This window comes from Novacetimonas maltaceti, assembly GCF_002906255.1.
Classification (GTDB): Bacteria; Pseudomonadota; Alphaproteobacteria; order Acetobacterales; family Acetobacteraceae; genus Novacetimonas; species Novacetimonas maltaceti.
Map to the genome: position 1 here is coordinate 143461 of NZ_POTC01000001.1, position 17704 is coordinate 161164.

18 protein-coding genes and 1 tRNA gene are annotated in these 17704 nt (G+C 63.9%); 3 read left to right on the forward strand and 16 right to left on the reverse strand.

Annotation, left to right across the window (positions count from 1 at the left end; genetic code table 11):
- Positions 1–3 precede the first annotated feature (3 nt).
- The 6 genes from prfA to KMAL_RS00725 form a co-directional block, all read right to left on the reverse strand.
- Entirely contained in the window at positions 4–1065 is a 1062-nt protein-coding gene (prfA, locus tag KMAL_RS00700; protein ID WP_110093840.1) for a peptide chain release factor 1, read from the reverse strand.
- 2 nt (positions 1066–1067) lie between these two features.
- Positions 1068–2321, reverse strand: coding sequence for a histidine--tRNA ligase (gene hisS / locus KMAL_RS00705; protein ID WP_110093841.1), 1254 nt, complete (start codon positions 2319–2321; stop codon positions 1068–1070).
- A 120-nt stretch (positions 2322–2441) separates the two neighbouring features.
- Positions 2442–3602, reverse strand: coding sequence for a flavodoxin-dependent (E)-4-hydroxy-3-methylbut-2-enyl-diphosphate synthase (gene ispG / locus KMAL_RS00710; RefSeq protein WP_110093842.1), 1161 nt, complete (start codon positions 3600–3602; stop codon positions 2442–2444).
- Positions 3603–3778: 176 nt separating this feature from the next.
- Positions 3779–4900, reverse strand: a complete 1122-nt coding sequence (locus KMAL_RS00715) for a helix-turn-helix domain-containing protein (protein WP_110093843.1) — start codon at positions 4898–4900, stop codon at positions 3779–3781.
- Entirely contained in the window at positions 4897–5967 is a 1071-nt protein-coding gene (locus tag KMAL_RS00720; RefSeq protein ID WP_408887871.1) for an NAD(P)H-dependent flavin oxidoreductase, read from the reverse strand. Before KMAL_RS00720 ends, KMAL_RS00715 begins: the two co-directional genes overlap by 4 nt.
- 1 nt (position 5968) lies before the next feature.
- On the reverse strand, positions 5969–7222 hold the full coding sequence (locus tag KMAL_RS00725; RefSeq protein ID WP_110093844.1) for an aspartate kinase: 1254 nt from the start codon (positions 7220–7222) through the stop codon (positions 5969–5971).
- A gap of 158 nt (positions 7223–7380) precedes the next feature.
- Here KMAL_RS00725 and ubiG point away from each other — a divergent pair, with 158 nt between their 5' ends.
- On the forward strand, positions 7381–8130 hold the full coding sequence (gene ubiG / locus KMAL_RS00730; RefSeq protein ID WP_110093845.1) for a bifunctional 2-polyprenyl-6-hydroxyphenol methylase/3-demethylubiquinol 3-O-methyltransferase UbiG: 750 nt from the start codon (positions 7381–7383) through the stop codon (positions 8128–8130).
- A 56-nt stretch (positions 8131–8186) separates the two neighbouring features.
- Here the strand turns inward: ubiG and KMAL_RS00735 are convergent, their stop codons facing one another.
- From KMAL_RS00735 to KMAL_RS00755, 5 genes are all read right to left on the reverse strand, one after another.
- Positions 8187–9419, reverse strand: coding sequence for a lactonase family protein (locus tag KMAL_RS00735; RefSeq protein WP_110093846.1), 1233 nt, complete (start codon positions 9417–9419; stop codon positions 8187–8189).
- Between the two features lie 46 nt (positions 9420–9465).
- Entirely contained in the window at positions 9466–9993 is a 528-nt protein-coding gene (locus KMAL_RS00740) for a DUF2147 domain-containing protein (RefSeq protein ID WP_110093847.1), read from the reverse strand.
- Between the two features lie 85 nt (positions 9994–10078).
- A complete protein-coding gene (locus KMAL_RS00745) occupies positions 10079–10579 on the reverse strand; it encodes a DUF1178 family protein (RefSeq protein ID WP_110093848.1) in 501 nt (166 codons plus the stop codon).
- Between the two features lie 44 nt (positions 10580–10623).
- A complete protein-coding gene (gene grxC, locus KMAL_RS00750) occupies positions 10624–10884 on the reverse strand; it encodes a glutaredoxin 3 (protein ID WP_110093849.1) in 261 nt (86 codons plus the stop codon).
- Positions 10885–10954: 70 nt separating this feature from the next.
- A complete protein-coding gene (locus KMAL_RS00755; RefSeq protein WP_110093850.1) occupies positions 10955–11773 on the reverse strand; it encodes a ComF family protein in 819 nt (272 codons plus the stop codon).
- Between the two features lie 64 nt (positions 11774–11837).
- Between KMAL_RS00755 and KMAL_RS00760 the strand changes: the two genes are divergently transcribed.
- Positions 11838–12695 carry a methyltransferase domain-containing protein gene (locus KMAL_RS00760; RefSeq protein WP_239019868.1) on the forward strand — a complete coding sequence of 286 codons (858 nt, stop codon included), beginning with the start codon at positions 11838–11840 and terminating at the stop codon, positions 12693–12695.
- 14 nt (positions 12696–12709) lie between these two features.
- On the opposite strand, the gene moaA is transcribed toward KMAL_RS00760, so the two are convergent.
- The 5 genes from moaA to KMAL_RS00785 all read right to left on the reverse strand — a co-directional run bounded on the left by moaA (position 12710) and on the right by KMAL_RS00785 (position 16852).
- Positions 12710–13726: a GTP 3',8-cyclase MoaA gene (gene moaA / locus KMAL_RS00765; protein WP_110093923.1), complete on the reverse strand. Its 1017-nt coding sequence runs from the start codon at positions 13724–13726 to the stop codon at positions 12710–12712.
- A gap of 12 nt (positions 13727–13738) precedes the next feature.
- Positions 13739–13924, reverse strand: coding sequence for a DUF3553 domain-containing protein (locus KMAL_RS00770; RefSeq protein WP_110093852.1), 186 nt, complete (start codon positions 13922–13924; stop codon positions 13739–13741).
- Between the two features lie 132 nt (positions 13925–14056).
- Complete coding sequence (gene pgmG, locus KMAL_RS00775) at positions 14057–15469, reverse strand: phosphoglucomutase/phosphomannomutase PgmG (protein ID WP_110093853.1); 1413 nt, start codon at positions 15467–15469, stop codon at positions 14057–14059.
- A gap of 5 nt (positions 15470–15474) precedes the next feature.
- Positions 15475–16350 carry a UTP--glucose-1-phosphate uridylyltransferase GalU gene (gene galU / locus KMAL_RS00780; RefSeq protein WP_110093924.1) on the reverse strand — a complete coding sequence of 292 codons (876 nt, stop codon included), beginning with the start codon at positions 16348–16350 and terminating at the stop codon, positions 15475–15477.
- A gap of 416 nt (positions 16351–16766) precedes the next feature.
- Positions 16767–16852, reverse strand: a tRNA-Leu gene (locus KMAL_RS00785).
- Positions 16853–16909: 57 nt separating this feature from the next.
- Between KMAL_RS00785 and lipB the strand changes: the two genes are divergently transcribed.
- Positions 16910–17614, forward strand: coding sequence for a lipoyl(octanoyl) transferase LipB (gene lipB / locus KMAL_RS00790; RefSeq protein WP_110093854.1), 705 nt, complete (start codon positions 16910–16912; stop codon positions 17612–17614).
- Positions 17615–17704 lie beyond the last annotated feature (90 nt).

The window sequence follows — 17704 nt, forward strand, 5'->3', positions numbered from 1 at the left end:
GCCTCAGCCCTCGTCCATTGCCAGAAGGGCGGCCTGTTCCTCCTGCGTCAGGGCGTCCACGAACTCGTCGAACTCCCCGCCCATGACCTTGTCGATCTTGTACAGGGTCAGGCCGATGCGATGGTCGGTCACGCGCCCCTGTGGAAAATTGTAGGTACGGATGCGTTCCGACCTGTCACCCGTGCCAACCTGTGACCGGCGGTCGGCCGCGCGGGTTTCATGGGCGGCGGCGCGGTTGCGTTCGTACAGGCGCGCGCGCAGGATCTTCATCGCCTTTGCACGGTTCTTGTGCTGGCTCTTTTCCTCCTGCATCGCCACGACAATGCCGCTGGGCATATGCGTGATGCGCACGGCGCTTTCCGTCTTGTTGACATGCTGCCCGCCCGCGCCGGACGCCCGATAGACATCGATGCGCAGGTCCGTATCGTTGATCTCCACATCCACGTCTTCCGCTTCCGGAAGGACGGCCACCGTGACGGTGGAGGTATGGATGCGTCCCTGGCTTTCGGTTGCGGGGACGCGCTGGACGCGATGCACGCCGGATTCGTATTTCAGGCGCGCGAACACGCCACGGCCCGTAATGTTGGCGATCCCTTCGCGCAGGCCACCAAGTTCGGATTCGTCATATTCCAGGATATCGAACCGCCAGCCCCGCAGGTCCGCATATCGCTGGTAGGCCCCGAACAGTTGCCCCGCGAACAGCGCCGCCTCGTCCCCGCCTGCCGCCGGACGGATTTCCAGGATCGCGCTGCGTTCATCCGCTTCGTCGCGCGGCAGCATGGCAATGCGGATATCATGTTCCAGCGCCGGGATACGCTGGCGCAGTTCCGCGAGTTCGCTTTCCGCAAGGCCGCGCATTTCGGGATCTTCAAGCAGCGCCTGCGTTTCCTCTACCGCCTTTTCGGCGGCGCGCAGGGCATTGACCTTGGCCACGATGGGATCGAGTTCGGCGAATTCCCGCGAGGCCTGACTGAAGGCCGCCCCGGACAGCCCTTCGGCCAGTTGCGCCTGCAGTTCCTCGCTACGGGCTACGATCCGGTCAAGTCGTTCGTCAAACCGCGCCACCCTTATGCGTCCTGCGACAGGCCATGCAGGAAGCTGGTCACCTGATCCATTGCGACTTCCGTCTGCTCCCCCCTGTCAAGGTCGCGGACCTGCACGACGCCGCGTGCCACCTCGTCCTCGCCAATGACGATGGCGTGGGTTGCGTTCAGGCGGTTCGCACGTTCCATGCGCCGCTTGAGGTTTCCACGATAGGAAGTTTCCGCCCGGATATGCGCCCCACGCAGCGCCTGCAGCACGGTCAGGCCAGTTGCCGCGGCGCCCTCGCCCATTGGCACGACCATGACGGGACGCGGGGCGGCCGGGGCCTCCTCCAGCAGCATCGAAAGGCGTTCGATCCCACCGGCCCAGCCGATGGCCGGTGTCTGCGGGCCGCCCATTTCTGACACCAGTCCGTCATACCGGCCGCCCGCCAGCACCGTGCCCTGCGTGCCCAGCCGTTCGGTCACGAATTCGAACGCCGTATGGCTGTAGTAATCCAGTCCGCGCACGATGCGGGGATTTTCACGGAAACCAACCCCAAGGATATCCAGCGTCTTGCGCAGGTCATCCCAGAATGTCTGCGCCAGTGGGGTAAGGAAGCCCGAAATCAGGGGCGCATCTTCGACCACGGCCCGGTCCTGCGGCGATTTGCTGTCAAGGATGCGCAGGGGATTGCGTTCCAGCCGGTTCTGGCTTTCGCTGGACAGTTCGTCTCGCCGTTCGGAAAAATAGGTGACCAGGGCCGCGCGCCACGCCGTCCTGCTTTCTAGGTCGCCAAGCGTATTGAGTTCAAGGACGGTATCGCGCGCAATCCCCAGCGCCTGCAGGATGTCGCGTCCCATTGCGATCACCTCGGCATCGGCCAGCGGTTCCGCAGCGCCCAGAAGTTCCGCGCCAATCTGGTGGAACTGCCGGTAACGCCCCTTCTGCGGGCGTTCATAACGGAACATAGGCCCCGCATAGAACACCTTCTGCGGCAGGGATTGCGTCAGTCCGTTGGTCACCAGCGCCCGGCACACGCTTGCCGTGCCCTCTGGACGCAATGTCAGCGATTCACCGCCACGATCCTCAAAGGTGTACATTTCCTTTGAAACGACATCCGACGTATCGCCCAGCGTCCGCTTGAAAACGCGCGTATCCTCAAAGATCGGTGTCGCCCATTCATCAAAACCGTAAAGGCCGGTAATGCGGCGGGCCGTTTCAATGACATGCGCGAAACGGCGCTGCGTTTCCCCGATCAGGTCGTGGGTGCCGCGGACGGGCTGTAAACTGCTCACTGCGAAATTCCTGCTTGAACGACATCATGCCTGCCCCATCCCCTGTTGCGCGGGGGCAGGCCTGCCGGGAGGGGATGCGCAAGGAAGTGCGGAAAAAGCCTTCCCCTGCCCGGCCTGGTGTCAGCCTGCGGGCGTCAGTTCCGACGCGCGGGCCTTGTCTTCTTCCGCCTTGCGGGCGTCTTCCTCGGCCTGCATGGCCTTGGCCTTCGCTTCCACCAGTTCGACGATATGGTCCACCATGTCGCCAGCCGGCATCGTGTGGTCCTGACGCCCGGCGGAATAGACCATGTGCCGTCCGGCACCGCCACCCGTCACACCAAGGTCGGTCATCAGTGCTTCGCCCGGGCCATTGACCACGCAGCCGATGATCGACAGCGTCAGCGGCGTCTTGATATGGGCCAGCCGGTCTTCAAGCGTCTGGACCGTCTGGATCACGTTGAAGCCCTGGCGCGCGCAGGACGGGCAGGAAATGATCTTCACGCCACGATGGCGCAGGCCCAGCGACTTGAGGATGTCCCAGCCGACCAGCACTTCTTCCTCCGGCTCAGCCGAGAGCGAGACGCGCATCGTGTCGCCCACGCCCGCCCACAGCAGGTTGCCAAGGCCGATGGACGACTTGACGGTGCCCGCGCGCTTGCTGCCCGCCTCGGTAATGCCGATATGCAGCGGGTGGTCGCAGACATCGGCCAGCTGCTGGTAGGCGGCAACGGCGAGGAAGACGTCCGAGGCCTTCACGCTGATCTTGAATTCATGGAAGTCATGATCTTCGAGGATCTTGGCATGTTCCAGCGCGCTTTCGACCAGCGCGTCGGGGTTCGGTTCGCCGTATTTTTCCAGCAGGTGCTTTTCCAGCGACCCGGCGTTCACGCCGATGCGGATGGAGCAGTTGTAGTCCTTCGCCGCGTTGACCACGTCGCGCACGCGCTCGGCACTGCCGATGTTGCCCGGGTTGATGCGCAGGCACGCGGCACCGGCCTTGGCCGCCTCGATCGCGCGCTTGTAGTGGAAGTGGATGTCCGCGACGATGGGGACGTTCACTTCACGCACGATTTCGGCCAGCGCGGTCGTGCTTTCCTCATCAGGGCACGAGACGCGCACGATATCGACCCCGGCCAGTTCGGCGCGGCGGATCTGTGCGATCGTGGCCTCTGCGTCGGTGGTCAGGGTGTTGGTCATGGTCTGCACCGAAATCGGCGCATCCCCGCCCACCGGCACCTTGCCCACGTGGATCTGCCGCGACTTGCGGCGTTCGATATGCTGATAGGGACGATAGCTGCTCATTGTCTGCCCTCCATGCGAGGCGGGGAGTCCATGCCGGCCCGCCATGTGCTGGTGCGGCGGGCCGTGATGAAGTCCTGTTTTCAGATCCGGTGACGGATACGCATGCTGTCTTCACAACGTGCCGTTGCCGACCATATTACTCCGCTTTGTCGGTTTATGGGAGTGGGGGATGCGTATTATTCCCCATCCGATGGGCCGGGTGGCGGCAATGGCGGCATCGGTGCCGATGTCGTGGCGGCCGGGCGTGCCGGCGGCGGCATGGGCGCGCGCGGCGCCTGTGTGATGGTGCCGCTGCTGATGGCCTGCGCGCTCAGGATGATATTGTGCCTGACTTCCCCATTCCGCCCGAGGGGCGGCGAGGTCACGCCATTCGCGCTCAGCGTCAGGCCGCCGGCATTGCCGACCGTCATGACGAGGTCATGCTTGTCCGCCGGAACCTGCCACGTTTCCCCACTGCCGAGCGTATGGTCATAGATGACCCCGCCCCCCTGCTGGCGGACCTGCACCCATGTCGGGGCGGAGGCGTTCAGCGTGATCTGGTCGGTCGGTGTCGTGGCCGCCGCCGCATCGGGATGGTCGGTATCGGGATGGGCATTCGCCAGGGCGTTCTTGTCCTCTCCCATCTTCTCCACCGGGCCGGTGGGCGGCTTTGCCGGGGCGCTGTCATCGGGCGGGCCTGAGGGGGCGAGCGCCGTGATGCTGTTCTGCTCCTGCTGTGGCAGGGGCTGTGGCGGGTTGGGCGGCAGTTCGCCCGGTGCCGGCAGGACGGAGGCGATCTGTGGTGACGCCGTCCCCTGCGTGGAAATGCCCGGCAGGTCGGTATGGGTGGAGACGGCGGGCTGCTCCGGCGATGCGGTCATGCGGTACCACCCGACATAGGCCCCGACCAGGATGACAATGCCCCCCAGCAGGATAACGCCCAGCGGCAGGCTCTTTTCAGGCAGCGGGACCGGGAACGCCAGTTCGGGCTTGCGGTCGAACGCCCCGCGCGTCTCCGCCTTGAACCGCTGGATCAGCGGTTCGGGGGCAAGGCCCAGCGCCTTGGCATAGGTGCGCAGGAAGCCGATGGCATAGGCGCTGCCGGGCAGCGCCTGCGCGCGGCCTTCTTCCAGCGCCTCCAGGTATGGCAGGCGGATGCGCAGCCACGAGGCGACGTCAGGCAGGCTCCAGCCCAGCTGTTCGCGGCGCGCACGCAGTTCCTGGCCGACGCCGGGGGGAAGGTCACCTGACATGGGTGAGGCTGTCGCGTCACCGGTGTTCGTGTTTTTCTGGCGGAACATGCGTGTGTCCTCGCTCATTCGCGGCGCATCCTGTCTTCCTGCCGGATCAGGGCGTCGAGTGCCTGGTCTACGAGTTCGTCAATGATGTCGCGCACCGACTGTTCGCTGGTGATCATGCCCACGGACTGCCCTGCCATGACGGAACCGTTTTCGACATCCCCGTCGATCACCGCGCGGCGCAGCGACCCGGCCCAGAAATGTTCGATATCCAGTTGCGCCTGTTCCTTCGTCAGTTCGCCCGACTGGAATCGCCGCAGCGTTTCCGCCTGATGGGCAAGGAAACGTCGGCTCCCCTCGTTGAACAGGCCGCGCACCGGGATGACGGGGAAGCGTTCGTCAAGCTGTACCGATGTGACGGCATCGCGCGCGTTGGCCCGGATGAAGGCCTTCTTGAAGCGTTCATGCGCGATGCTGTCGGTCGAGGCGGCAAAGCGCGTGCCAAGCTGCGCGCCCGCCGCGCCCTGTTCCAGGTAGGACACGATCGCATCCCCCCGCCCCAGGCCACCGGCAACGAAGACAGGGATGTCACGGATGAAGGGCAGCACTTCCTGCGCCAGCACCGTCAGCGAAACCGGGCCGACATGCCCCCCCGCTTCCGACCCTTCGATGACCAGCGCATCCACGCCCATGCGTACGAGGCGCTTGGCCAGCACGTAGGCGGGGGCGAAGGCGACGACCTTTGCCCCGCCATCCTTGATGGCACGGATCACGGGACCGGACGGGATCCCCCCCGCCAGCACGACATGGCCGACGCCCGCGTCAAGGCAGACCTTCACAAGGTCATCGAGACGCGGGTGCATGGTGATCAGGTTGACGCCGAACGGGCGGGTCGTGCGGGCCTGCGTGGCGGCGATTTCCTCAGCCAGCCGATCTGGTTCCATCGCGCCACAGGCCAGCACGCCAAAGCCGCCCGCGTTGGAAATCGCGGAGACAAGGTGGCGTTCGCTGATCCATGACATGGCCCCGCCAAGCAGGGCGACCTCGCTGCCGAGGAAGCTGGTCCCCGCAGACCAGAGGCGGTCAAGGCGCGCGCGCGCCGCAACCCGGCGGGGATCAGGGGTGGACGAAGGGCTGGTCTGGTTCATGTCAGGCTGCATCGAGGCCATAGGCGGCATGGAGGGCGCGGACCGCAAGTTCCGTATATTCGGCGGCGATCAGGACCGAGACCTTGATTTCACTGGTGGAGATGACCTGCACGTTGATGTTGCGTTCGGACAGCGTGCGGAACATCGTATTGGCGACCCCGGTGTGCGAACGCATGCCCACGCCGACCACGCTGATCTTCACCACGTCGTCATCGGTGGCAAGCTCGCCGTAATGGATGACGTCGCGCGATTCCTCCAGCGCCTTGATGGCCTGGGCAAAATCCGTCTTGCCCACGGTGAAGGTGATGTTGGTCATGCCGTCGTCACCCGTGCTCTGCACGATCATGTCGACATTGACGTTCGCTTCCGCCAGGGGGCCGAACACGGCGGCAGCGATCCCGGGGCGGTCGGGAACCCGGCGCACGGAAATCTTTGCCTCGTCACGGGAATAGGCAATCCCGGCCACCAGTTCCTTTTCCACGATTTCGTCCTCATCCACGACTATTGAACCGGGCAGATGCCCCTCTGATGGCGCGGGGCCATCCGTAAAACTGGACAGAACCTGCACGCGCACCCGCTCCTTCATCGCGAGTTCGACGCTGCGGGTCTGCAGGACCTTGGCCCCGACGGACGCGAGTTCGAGCATCTCCTCGTAGGTGATTTTATCGAGCTTGCGTGCTTTGGCAACGATCCTGGGGTCGGTTGTATAGATTCCGTCCACGTCGGTATAGATGTCGCACCGGTCGGCGTGCAGCGCCGCCGCAAGCGCCACGGCGGAGGTGTCCGACCCCCCCCGGCCCAGCGTCGTGATGCGGTTGTCGCGGTCCACGCCCTGGAAACCCGCGATGACCGGCACCTGCCCTGCCTGCATCGAGGCGATCAGCGCCGTGCCGTCGATCGATTCAATGCGGGCCTTGCCATGCGCGTCATCGGTACGCAGCGGGATCTGCCATCCCAGCCACGAACGCGCATCCACGCCCAGCGCCTGCAGCGCGATCGCCAGCAGCCCGCTGGTCACCTGTTCGCCCGTGGCGACGACCGAATCATATTCGCGCGGGTCATGCAGGGCCGACAGGTCCTGGCAGTAGCCGACAAGGCGGTTGGTGACGCCGGACATCGCGGAGACGACGACCGCGACCTCGCACCCCGCGTCGACCTGTTTGCGGACCTTTTCCGCGACGGCGCGAATCCGTTCCAGATTGGCCACGGATGTGCCACCGAATTTCATAACGATCCGCGGTACGGTAGTGGACATTGGAACAAGCTCTCCGCTGTGGGTCAGGATTCGTGCTGTCCGGGCCATTCTCGCAGCAGGGTGGTCCGGGGCATTGCGGTTATGTACAAGGCGCGTCACATACATCCCCCCCGCCTCTGCGTCCAGCGCGAGACAGCCAAATGAAAGGCGTTGCACCCATGCAGCTTCACGATTCGACCGCCCGGGGGCCGGGTTCGGTCTCCCCTTCCGAAATCGCCCGTTTCAGTGAACTGGCCGAAAGGTGGTGGGACCCGGCGGGGCCGATGCGTCCGCTGCATGCGATGAACGAGTTGCGGATATCATGGTCGCTGGCCCATCTCCCCGCCCCTGTCGATGGGCATGGAAGGCGGCGCACGCTGCTGGATATCGGCTGTGGCGCGGGCCTGGCGAGCGAGGCTTTCGCCCGTGCAGGCTTTGATGTCACGGGGCTTGATGCCTCCAGCGCCGCGATCACGGCAGGGCGGCATCACCTGCGTCACCATCCCCTGCCCGAAGGCAGCGGGCCGCTGGCCTATCGCTGTGGCAGCGCGGAGGAACTGTGCGCCGAAGGGGCGCGCTTCGATGCGATTTCCGCGCTGGAGGTCATCGAGCATGTCACAGATCCGGCCGCGTTCCTTGCCATGCTGTCGACGATGCTGCGGCCGGGCGGCGCGCTGGTCGTCTCCACCATGAACCGGACCCTGCGTTCGCTGGCGATGGCGAAGATCGGTGCGGAATACGTGCTGCGCCTGCTGCCGGTGGGCACGCATGAATGGCGCAAGTTCATAACCCCTGCGGAACTGGGGCAGCAGGCGGTGCGGGCCGGGTTGCGAATCGCGGATATCGCGGGAATGGTGCCCGGCCTTGGCGGCTGGCGTGAAAGTCGCGACCTCGGGGTCAATTACATCGCCCAGCTTGTGCGCGACTGAATGTGCCCCCCTGTGGTGTCCCTGCCTGCATGGGGCGCCACAGGGGATGCAGGCGTTCAGATCGTGTTCATGAACGCGAAAGTGGTCGGGCTTCCGACCGGGGTGAAGTTCCATGTGAACTGCAGTTCACCCGTTGCGGAATCCACGCGGAACGACGTGACGGAATCGCTGCGCTGGTTGGCGCAGAACAGGAACGACCCGCTGGGGTCGAACATCATCGAACGCCCGTAATCCGCGTGCATCCAGATTTCATCGACGAGGTTGAGCGTGCCATCGTCATTGACATGGAAGCTTGCCAGTGAATCGCCCAGCCGGTTGGAGACATACAGGTAACGCCCGTTGGGAGAGAGCAGGATGCCCGCAGCAAGTGTGCTGCCACGGAAATGCGGGGTGACGGTGCTGACGGTCTGCTGTGGCGTGATCTCGCCCGTCTGGGCGTTGAATGCGGCCGCGACCACTTTCGAATCCTGCTCGCCCAGGATGTAGATCATGTTCCCCTTCTCGTTGAAGGCGAAGTGGCGCGGGGCCGAACCGGGTGTCATGTTGATGAACGGCATCTTGGCATTGGGGACCAGGCGTCCGGTATGCAGGTCCAGCGTCCAGACATAGACCCGGTCCAGTCCCGCGTCACAGGCCAGCACGAAGCGACCGCTGGGGTCGGAGGCAACCATGTGCACATGCGACCCGGAATGGTCGCTGATGGCGAAATTGCCCGGCGGGTTGTCGCTGGCGCGGTCAGGCATGCGCGGGCCTGTATTCTTGACCACGTCGGTGGGATCGCCAAGGCTGCCATCGGGCTTGACGGGAATGATGCCGACGCTGCCGCCCATGTAGTTGGCGACCATCACGTACTTGCCCGAATGATGGATGCTCAGGTGTGCGGGGACGGCCCCGCCCGAGCGCATGACGTTGATCTTGGTCAACTCGCCGCTCTTGCGGTTGATGGAAAATGCCGTCACGCAGCCTTCGTGGTTGGCATTGAAATCATCAATCTCGCTCAGGGCGTAGAGGAAGCGCGAATCTGCGGAAATGACGAAGAAGGACGGGCTGGCGATATCGACATACGTCATCAGCGCCGACAGGCTGCCATTGTCGGGGTTCATCTCGAAAACCGAAATCCCCTGCCCGTTCCCGGCGCCCCCCGGCGGCCCGTGCTGCGTGTAGCCGCCAATGTAGCAGATGGTCCGTGAGCGCTGCGGCAGTTCCGCAAGCGCCCTGCGGGAGACGGCGGGCACGCCTGCCACTGCCAGTCCTGCGATAACGGCACGCCGGGTAAGATTGGACTTCATCGAATTTCAGCTATTCCCAGGTATGGATGTTCAAGATGCCCGCACGTCACGGCAGGCGGCATTCCGGCCCGATCTTGCCGGTAAATGGGGTCCATGTCTCCGTTTCCCCGAAAAGGGGGACGCCCACGAACCCCCGCAGTTTCAGCGCCCCGGTGGGCGCGATCCAGATCTTGGCGTGATAGACGCGCCCACTGTCGGGATCAAGGATATGGCCGTTCCAGTGGCCCGCCTCCTCCGGGTCGGGGGTGAAGCCTGTCAGCATCCGCAGCCCGCATTCCGAATGTCCGGTATGGTCCTTTGGCACATCCTTGGTATAGCTCAGCCCCACAAGGTCGCCGCAGACTTCCGTTCCGCACTGCATGATGCGGAAAACGCCGTCATGGTCCTTGGTTTCCCATTCCCCGATGATGGACGATGCCTGTGGCGCGGGTGCGGGCGCGGCGCGCACGGGGGAAAGGATGCCGCACAGGCCCATCCCGATCGCCAGCGCCAGCACAATGCGTGCCGGCGCCGCTGACATGGCGCGCTGCCAGATGCGGCCTGCTGTCGGGTTCTGACCGATCCGTCCGGTCATTCCTGTCGTTCCGCGCATGGATCCCTCCCCTTGGTCGTGCGCTGCGTAACATGCAATGGATACGAAGCGGGCGTAGTGTTCACTCTCAGCTATCGGCGGGCCTGACCCAGGGGATGGTCAGCACCTCTACCCCTTCGTCGTCCAGCATCTCGCGCTCATCTTCGGTCATGCTGCCATAAATGCCCGTGGCTTCCTTTTCGCCACGATGCATCTGCAGCGCTTCGGTCGCGAACTGCGTACCAGCATTCACGTAATGCTGTTCAATGACACCGCGCATTTTTTGCAATAGTGCCATCGCTGCATCAGGTACGGGCAGAGCCTCGGACGCGGGCGTGGCTCCGGGCGCTGCGGCCCCGGCCGGGACGCCGCTGCCGTCCGCCGGCGCGGCTTCCGCCGCATCTAGGATGCCAGCGTCCCCACTGCCCCGGCGGATGGCGGGCGCCATCAGGGCGCGGGTCACGTTGTGGTTCCCACATTGCGGGCATGACAGCAGCCCCTTTTCCGCCTGACGCTCGAAGCTGGCGCTGCTTGGGAACCATCCGTCAAATTCATGCTCCCCCTCGCATCGCAGGCGGTAGAGAATCATGCCGTTTTCCCCTGTCCGAAGTTGTCGCGGCCCGACGCGCGCGCTCAGCCCACGCCAAGTAGCGCGTCAAGCCTGCCCTCACGCTCAAGCGCCATCATGTCGTCACATCCCCCGATGAATTTTCCATCCACGAACAGTTGGGGCATCGTCATGTGGCCGCCTGAACGGCTTATGGCCGTCGTGCGGGCCTCCGTGCCGTGCAGGGCGGTAATTTCCTCGAACGCGACACCCTTGGACTGCAGCAGCCTGACGGCCCGGACGCAATAGGGGCAGCCCGGCTGGGTGTATATCTCGACTTTAGGCATGCGGAACTTTCATCTGCTGGATCAATGTCGTCTGTGCGGTAACGTTACCCCATAATGCCATGTCCGGGCATCAGTTGGGTAATGAAACCGTATCCGTTACGGATCGAACGCCTGTGGGCGGGCAGACGCGCGCGGCGGACAGGACATCGATACGGGCAACCCCATGCGCATGCAGCGCCGTGGCGCAGACCCCCAGAGTGCTGCCGGTGGTCATGACATCATCGACGAGGATGACATGCCGCCCCCGCAGGCCCGCGATCCGATGGGGACGGACCGCAATCGCACCGTGCAGCGTGGCCCGGCGCTGCGGCCCTGCCATGTGCCCAAGTGGGCGCGTATGGCGTATCCGCATCAATGTGTCTGGCCAGTGAGCAATGCCGCCAAGGCGGGAGAGTTCCCCCGCCAGCAGCGCGGACTGGTTATAGCGGCGTGTAAACAACCGGCGCCGGTGCAGCGGTACCGGGACCAGTATGGCATCGGGGCGCAGCAGGTCGCGGCCGGACAGGTGCATGTAGCGTGCCAGAAGGGCCGCGTTTTCCGTCCGGTCACCGTATTTGAGGCCAAGGATCAGCCGACGTGACCCGTCATCGTAAACCAGCGCCGCGCGCCCGGCCTCCCACGGTGGGGGGGCGTGCAGGCAGTCATGGCAGGTCGGGTCTTCCCCTGCCGCGGCCTCCGACGTGAAGGGAATGCCGCATTTGCGGCATGCGGGGGCGGCGATCAGGTGCAGGTGCGTGAAACATTCCGCGCAGACATGCCCCGCCTGCGCGACCTCTCCCCCGCATGACAGGCAGTGTGGAGGCAGCAGCAGGTCAAGCGCCCGATGCGCTGTCCTGCGCAGGTGGGGCAGGAAAAGGCGGGATGGGAAAATGCTGGAAAATCCGGGCATCGGGGCGGTGCATTCACGTGATGGTGTCCTTGGCAGATGCTAGCGGATGGCGCACATCACTGTCATGGAGACGCCGATAATTTTTGACCGCCATGCCGTGCGGCTGCATCGGGATCGCGCGCATGCCACGCTGGGACGGATACAGCCGGTCCTTCAGGCAGCCGCGGATCGGCTGCTGGACCGGCTTGATGATACGACCCACCGTTTTTCCCGTGCGCTTGATATCGGCGGGCGTGGCGTGACGTCCCCCATGCTGCGGGCGCGGGGAATCGATGTGGTGGCGACGGACCTGTCCCCTGCCCTGTGCGCGCGCGAAACCGTCCCATGTGTCTGCATGGACGAGGAATGGCTGCCATTCGGGCCTGCCACATTCGATCTGGTCATCGCCAACCTGTCGCTGCACTGGGTCAACGACCTGCCCGGCACCCTGGTGCAGATCCGCAATATCCTGCGGCCGGATGGGCTTTTCCTGGCGTGCATGCCGATCCTGCCGACGCTGGCGGAACTGCGGCAGGCCCTTGCGGGAGCCGAACATGACCTGCTGGGCGGGGCATCGGCGCGTGTTTCGCCTTTCCCCGGCCTGCGTGACTGCGCCGCCCTGCTGCAGCGGGCCGGATTCGCCCTGCCCGTGGCCGATTCGGATGTCATCCCGCTTGCCTATCGTTCGCCACTGGCGCTGCTGCGGGACCTGCGTGACGCGGGCGAAACCAATGCGCTGGAACAGCGGCATCGCGCCTGCCCTCCCGCATCCCTGTTTCCAGCGGCACTGGCAAGGCTTCCGCGTGATGCGCAGGGAAATGTCGCCATGCCGCTGCATGTTGCGATGATGACCGGCTGGGCCCCGGCAGCCACGCAGCCACAGCCCCTGAAACCCGGACAGTTCACGACATCGCTGAAAGATGCGCTGGACGACGGGGAATGAAGCCCGCCGGAGGGTCAGCCGCCGGTGACACTCATGTGGCGGGAAATGCGGGCCGGGTCGTCATCGGCACGGCCCAGCATGAAATCATGCCCCTTGGGCTTGCGTCCGATGGCCGAGTGCACAAGCCGCAGGAGCCCCGCATCATCCATTCCCGCGCGCAATGGTCCACGCAGGTCGCTTGCCCCCTCATGGCCCAGGCAGGAATAAAGCTGCCCGGTGCAGGACAGGCGCACACGGTTGCAGCTTTCGCAGAAATTATGGCTCATCGGGGTGATGAAGCCGATTTTCTGCCCGGTTTCGGCCACGCGCACATACCGCGCCGGGCCGCCCGTGCGATAGGTTAGCGGCTCCAGCGTCCAGCGACGCGCGAGGTCGGCGCGCACGCGGTCCAGCGGGATATAGCGGTTGACCCGGTCATCGCCGGTCTCTCCCATGGGCATCGTCTCGATCAGGCACAGGTCGGCCCCCATCTGCCCGCACCATGCCACCATGTCGTCGAATTCATCGTCGTTCAGGCCCGCCATAGCCACGGCATTGATGCGGAGTTTCAGCCCCGCCTCCCGCGCCGCACGGACACCATCGAGCGTCTTGCGCAGGTTGCCCCGCCGCGTGATGGCGGCAAAGCGGGCGGGGTCAAGGGAATCCATGCTGACATTCACCCGCCGGACCCCTGCCGCATGGAGCGGGGCCGCAAATTCCCCCAGCCGGGAGCCATTGGTCGTCAGCGTCAGTTCATCAAGGCGCGGTTCATCCCCGGGACGCCGCAGCCATTCCCCCATGGCGGTAAAGAATGACATGACATCGCGTCGCACCAGCGGTTCGCCACCGGTGACGCGAAGGCGCCGGACGCCGCTGTGGATGAACGCGCCACAGATACGCTCCAGTTCCTCGTAGGACAGGATTTCAGGCTTGGGGAGGAAGGTCATTTCCTCGGCCATGCAGTACAGGCAACGCATGTCACAACGGTCGGTGACCGATACGCGCAGATACGTTACCGCCCGGCCAAACGAATCAAGGAAAGGGCGCGTCATCAGGCGTTCCAATCAGTCCACCACCGTCAACTGTATGACCATTGCGTCAATGGCGACCTTGCCCGCATGGGGAAACATCACCACCACCCGCCGTCCCGTGGCGGACTGCACCTGCCCCATGCCCCATTCCGGGTGGTCTGGATGCATCACATGCTGACCGGGGGTCAAAAAAGAGTGAAAAGGCAGCGATGCCGTCATGAAGCATAAACCCGGGACAGAGGCACGATATCATATGGGACCGATCTGGGCCTTTTAAACCTGTTGACGGCAGGTTCAATGAAAAACGGCCTGTCGGTGTCCCATCCCCCTCATGCCGGGATGGCCGGAGCGTCAGCCGGCAGCAGGCTTCCCGCCGGAAAAATCAGGGGCCTTGATGCCTGATTCGTGCAGTTGTGCCGACAGTTCGGCCTTCAGTCGCGCAAGGCCGGTTTCAGTCGTGCTTTCCGCGCGCGCCACCAGCATGGCCTGTGTATTGGACGCACGCAGCAGCCACCATCCGTCATCGGTACTGACGCGGACACCATCGATCAGGGAGACTTTTGCCCCCTTGGCACGCAGGCGGCCCGCAACCTCGTCGATAACGGCGAATTTGCGTGTGTCGGGACAATCAAAACGCAGTTCAGGTGTATTGACCATGACCGGAAGGGCCTGACGCACATCCGACAGAGGCCCCGGCAGGCGCGCCACGATGCCCAGCAGTCGCACGGCGGCATAGAGCGCATCATCAAACCCGTACCACCTGTCGGCAAAGAAAATGTGCCCCGACATTTCCCCGGCCAGGAGGGCGCCGGTTTCCGCCATCTTGGATTTTATCAGGGAATGTCCGGCCCCCCACATGACGGGCGTGCCCCCGGCCTCGTCCACCGCATCGAACAGGGCCTGGCTCGCCTTGACGTCCGCGATGACCGTAGCACCCGCATGATCGCGCAACACATCGCGCGCGAGCACCAGCAGGAGTTGGTCCGCCCACAGGATCTGTCCGGTATTGTCCACGACACCGATACGATCGGCATCGCCATCAAAGGCAAGCCCGATATCGGCATGCAGGCGGCGCACCGTATCAATCAGTTGCCCAAGGTTTTCCGGGATCGTCGGGTCCGGGTGATGGGCGGGGAAATGCCCGTCGATTTCGCCGTTCAGGACAGTGTGCCGCCCCGGCAGACCCTTGACGAGGCGCGCCAGCACCCTGCCCGCCGCGCTGTGCCCATTATCCCAGACCACATGCAGCGACCGCGTCCCGCCATCCCAGTCGCGAAGCAGGCGCCTGACATACTGGTCCGTCATGTCGAGGTCGCGGACACTTCCCGTGGTTTCGGGCACCACGTCGCCCGTGGCGCAGAGATGGCCAAGTTCGCGGATCTGCGCGCCAAAGAATGGCCTGCTCCGCAGCATCATCTTGAAGCCATTATGATCGGGTGGATTATGGCTGCCGGTCACCATGACCGCACCGTCGGCCTCAAGTTCAACCGATGCGTAATACAGAAGTGGCGTGGGGCCGCAACCCAGCCGGGTCACGGCCATTCCCGACGCCATGGCCCCCCTCACCAGTTCGGATTCGAGACCGGGTGAGGAAAGGCGGCCGTCATGCCCGACGACGACAGTCGTCCCGCCCCTGCGGGCGATCACACTGCCAAGGGCACGGCCAATGGCATAGGCGTCCCCCGCCGTCAGGGTCTTCCCGACAATCCCGCGGATGTCATATTCACGCAGGCTTGTCGGGTCGAAGCGATGACGGAAGGACACGGTCCTTATTTTGCCTGATAGGACTTCAGGAACGCGCGCACGTCATCGGCAAGCTCTTCGCGCTCCAGCGAGAAGGCGATCTGCGCCTCGAGGAAGCCGATCTTGTTGCCGCAGTCAAAGCGACGCCCTTCGTAGCGGAAGCCATGGAACGGCACATGGCCGATCATCTTCGCCATCGCATCGGTCAGCTGCACTTCACCGCCCGCGCCCTTTTCAAGCTTGGCAAGGTGCGGCAGCACGTCGGCGGTCAGGATGTAGCGGCCGATGACCGACAGGTTGGACGGTGCTTCGGCGGGCTTGGGCTTTTCAACCAGGCCCTTGACTTCCACCAGCTTGCCGTCGTCATGGCCGACATCGAGCACACCGTACTGGTCGGTCTTTTCGCGCGGGACCTCGGTCACCGCCAGCACGTTGCCGCCCGTGCGGTTGTAGACGTCAACCAGCTGCTTCAGGCAGGAGGTCTTGCTCTGCACGACGTCATCCGGCAGCAGGATGGCGAACGGGTCGTTGCCGATGAAGCTGCGGGCGCACCAGATGGCGTGGCCCAGGCCAAGCGGTTCCTGCTGGCGGACGGAAATCATCGAACCCGGCGTGACACGGGTCGGTTCCAGCGCCTTGAGCGCGGAGGTCTTCTTGCGCTCCTTCAGCGTGGCTTCGAGTTCAAATGCAATATCGAAATAATCAATCAGCGAATCCTTGCCACGGCTGGACACCAGGCAGAATTCCTCGATCCCGGCTTCACGGGCTTCGTCGATCGCGTACTGGATCAGCGGCCTGTCGACAACCGGCAGCATCTCCTTGGGGACCGACTTCGTTGCGGGCAAGAAACGTGTGCCCATTCCGGCAACAGGAAGGACGGCTTTTTTCAAGGGCTTGATCACAAAATCCACCTTATTTTACAAATAACCTCGGACTTCCCTTTTCCTGCCCTCCTGAATTCCAGGACAATCGGCAATATCTGGACCCTGGGAAAGTCGCGTTGACTGCATCCTTAAGGCGCAGTTTCACGCAACAACATGACCTAAATCAACTATTTTGGTCTGGAATGCATTCCCAAGGGGGCATGATACGCTTTGTAATGCATTCAGCCCGGTTTTACGTGGTTGCCATGCGGTTTCCGCTATACTGGCATGACATGCCGACATGTTGAATCGGCTACCGGAGGACTTTCGACATAAAGATGTATAATTGTGCCGATTTTATGGCAAGCCATTTCAGGGCGCACGAATCAACAGGCGGTGAATGGATCATCACCGCCCGGCCGGGCATCTGTTTCATGGGATTTTCTGGAAATGTATGGTGCGGCCAAGAAGACTCGAACTTCCACGGGGTTTCCCCCACAAGCACCTCAAGCTTGCGCGTCTACCATTCCGCCATGGCCGCATACATTTTCTTCGGTATCGGGTAAGCGATAGCGAAGCAATGCAGGCCGTATAACCGATGGAAGGCAAACGGGCAATGACTGAAAGCAAGATTTTATGGGAAATAACGTCAGGACGTGTTCCCTACCCCGATGCTCTGGCCTGCATGGAGCGTGATGCCCGCGCGATCCGGGCCGGGGATGCGGGCGAACGGGTCTGGCTGCTGGAACATCCCCCCACCTATACGGCCGGCACGTCCGCCCGGCCGGAAGACCTGTTCAACCCGGCGGGATACCCCACCTGGCCCGCGGGACGCGGCGGGCAGTGGACCTATCACGGGCCGGGGCAGCGCGTGTGCTATGTCATGCTGGACCTGACGCAGCCGCACGGCCCGGTGCCCGCGCGCGATGTCCGTGCCTATGTCCATGCGCTGGAGGAATGGCTGATCCGGACCCTGAGCCGTTTCGGCGTCACCGGGGAACGGCGCGAGGGACGCGTGGGCGTCTGGGTGGTGGATCCGCAGAGCGGGCGGGAAGAAAAGATCGCGGCCATCGGGGTGCGGGTCTCCCGCTGGGTCAGTTGGCATGGAGTCGCGATCAATGTTGACCCCGCCCTGTCGGATTTCGAGGGAATCGTCCCGTGCGGAATCCGTGAATATGGCGTGACCAGCCTGCGCAGGCTGGGCCTCGACGTCAGCATGGCCGAAGTGGACCGTGCCTTGCGCGACTGCTGGACGGAGTGTTTCGGCAGCGTGCCGGTGGAAGAAAAATGTCCTGAGGCGTAACGGGCCTGAAAAAAGGTGAATGAAAGTTTCCGGAGACCGCCTTCGGTCTGGACGGGGCCGCATCTTTCGGATCAGGGGCGTGCCCGGAAA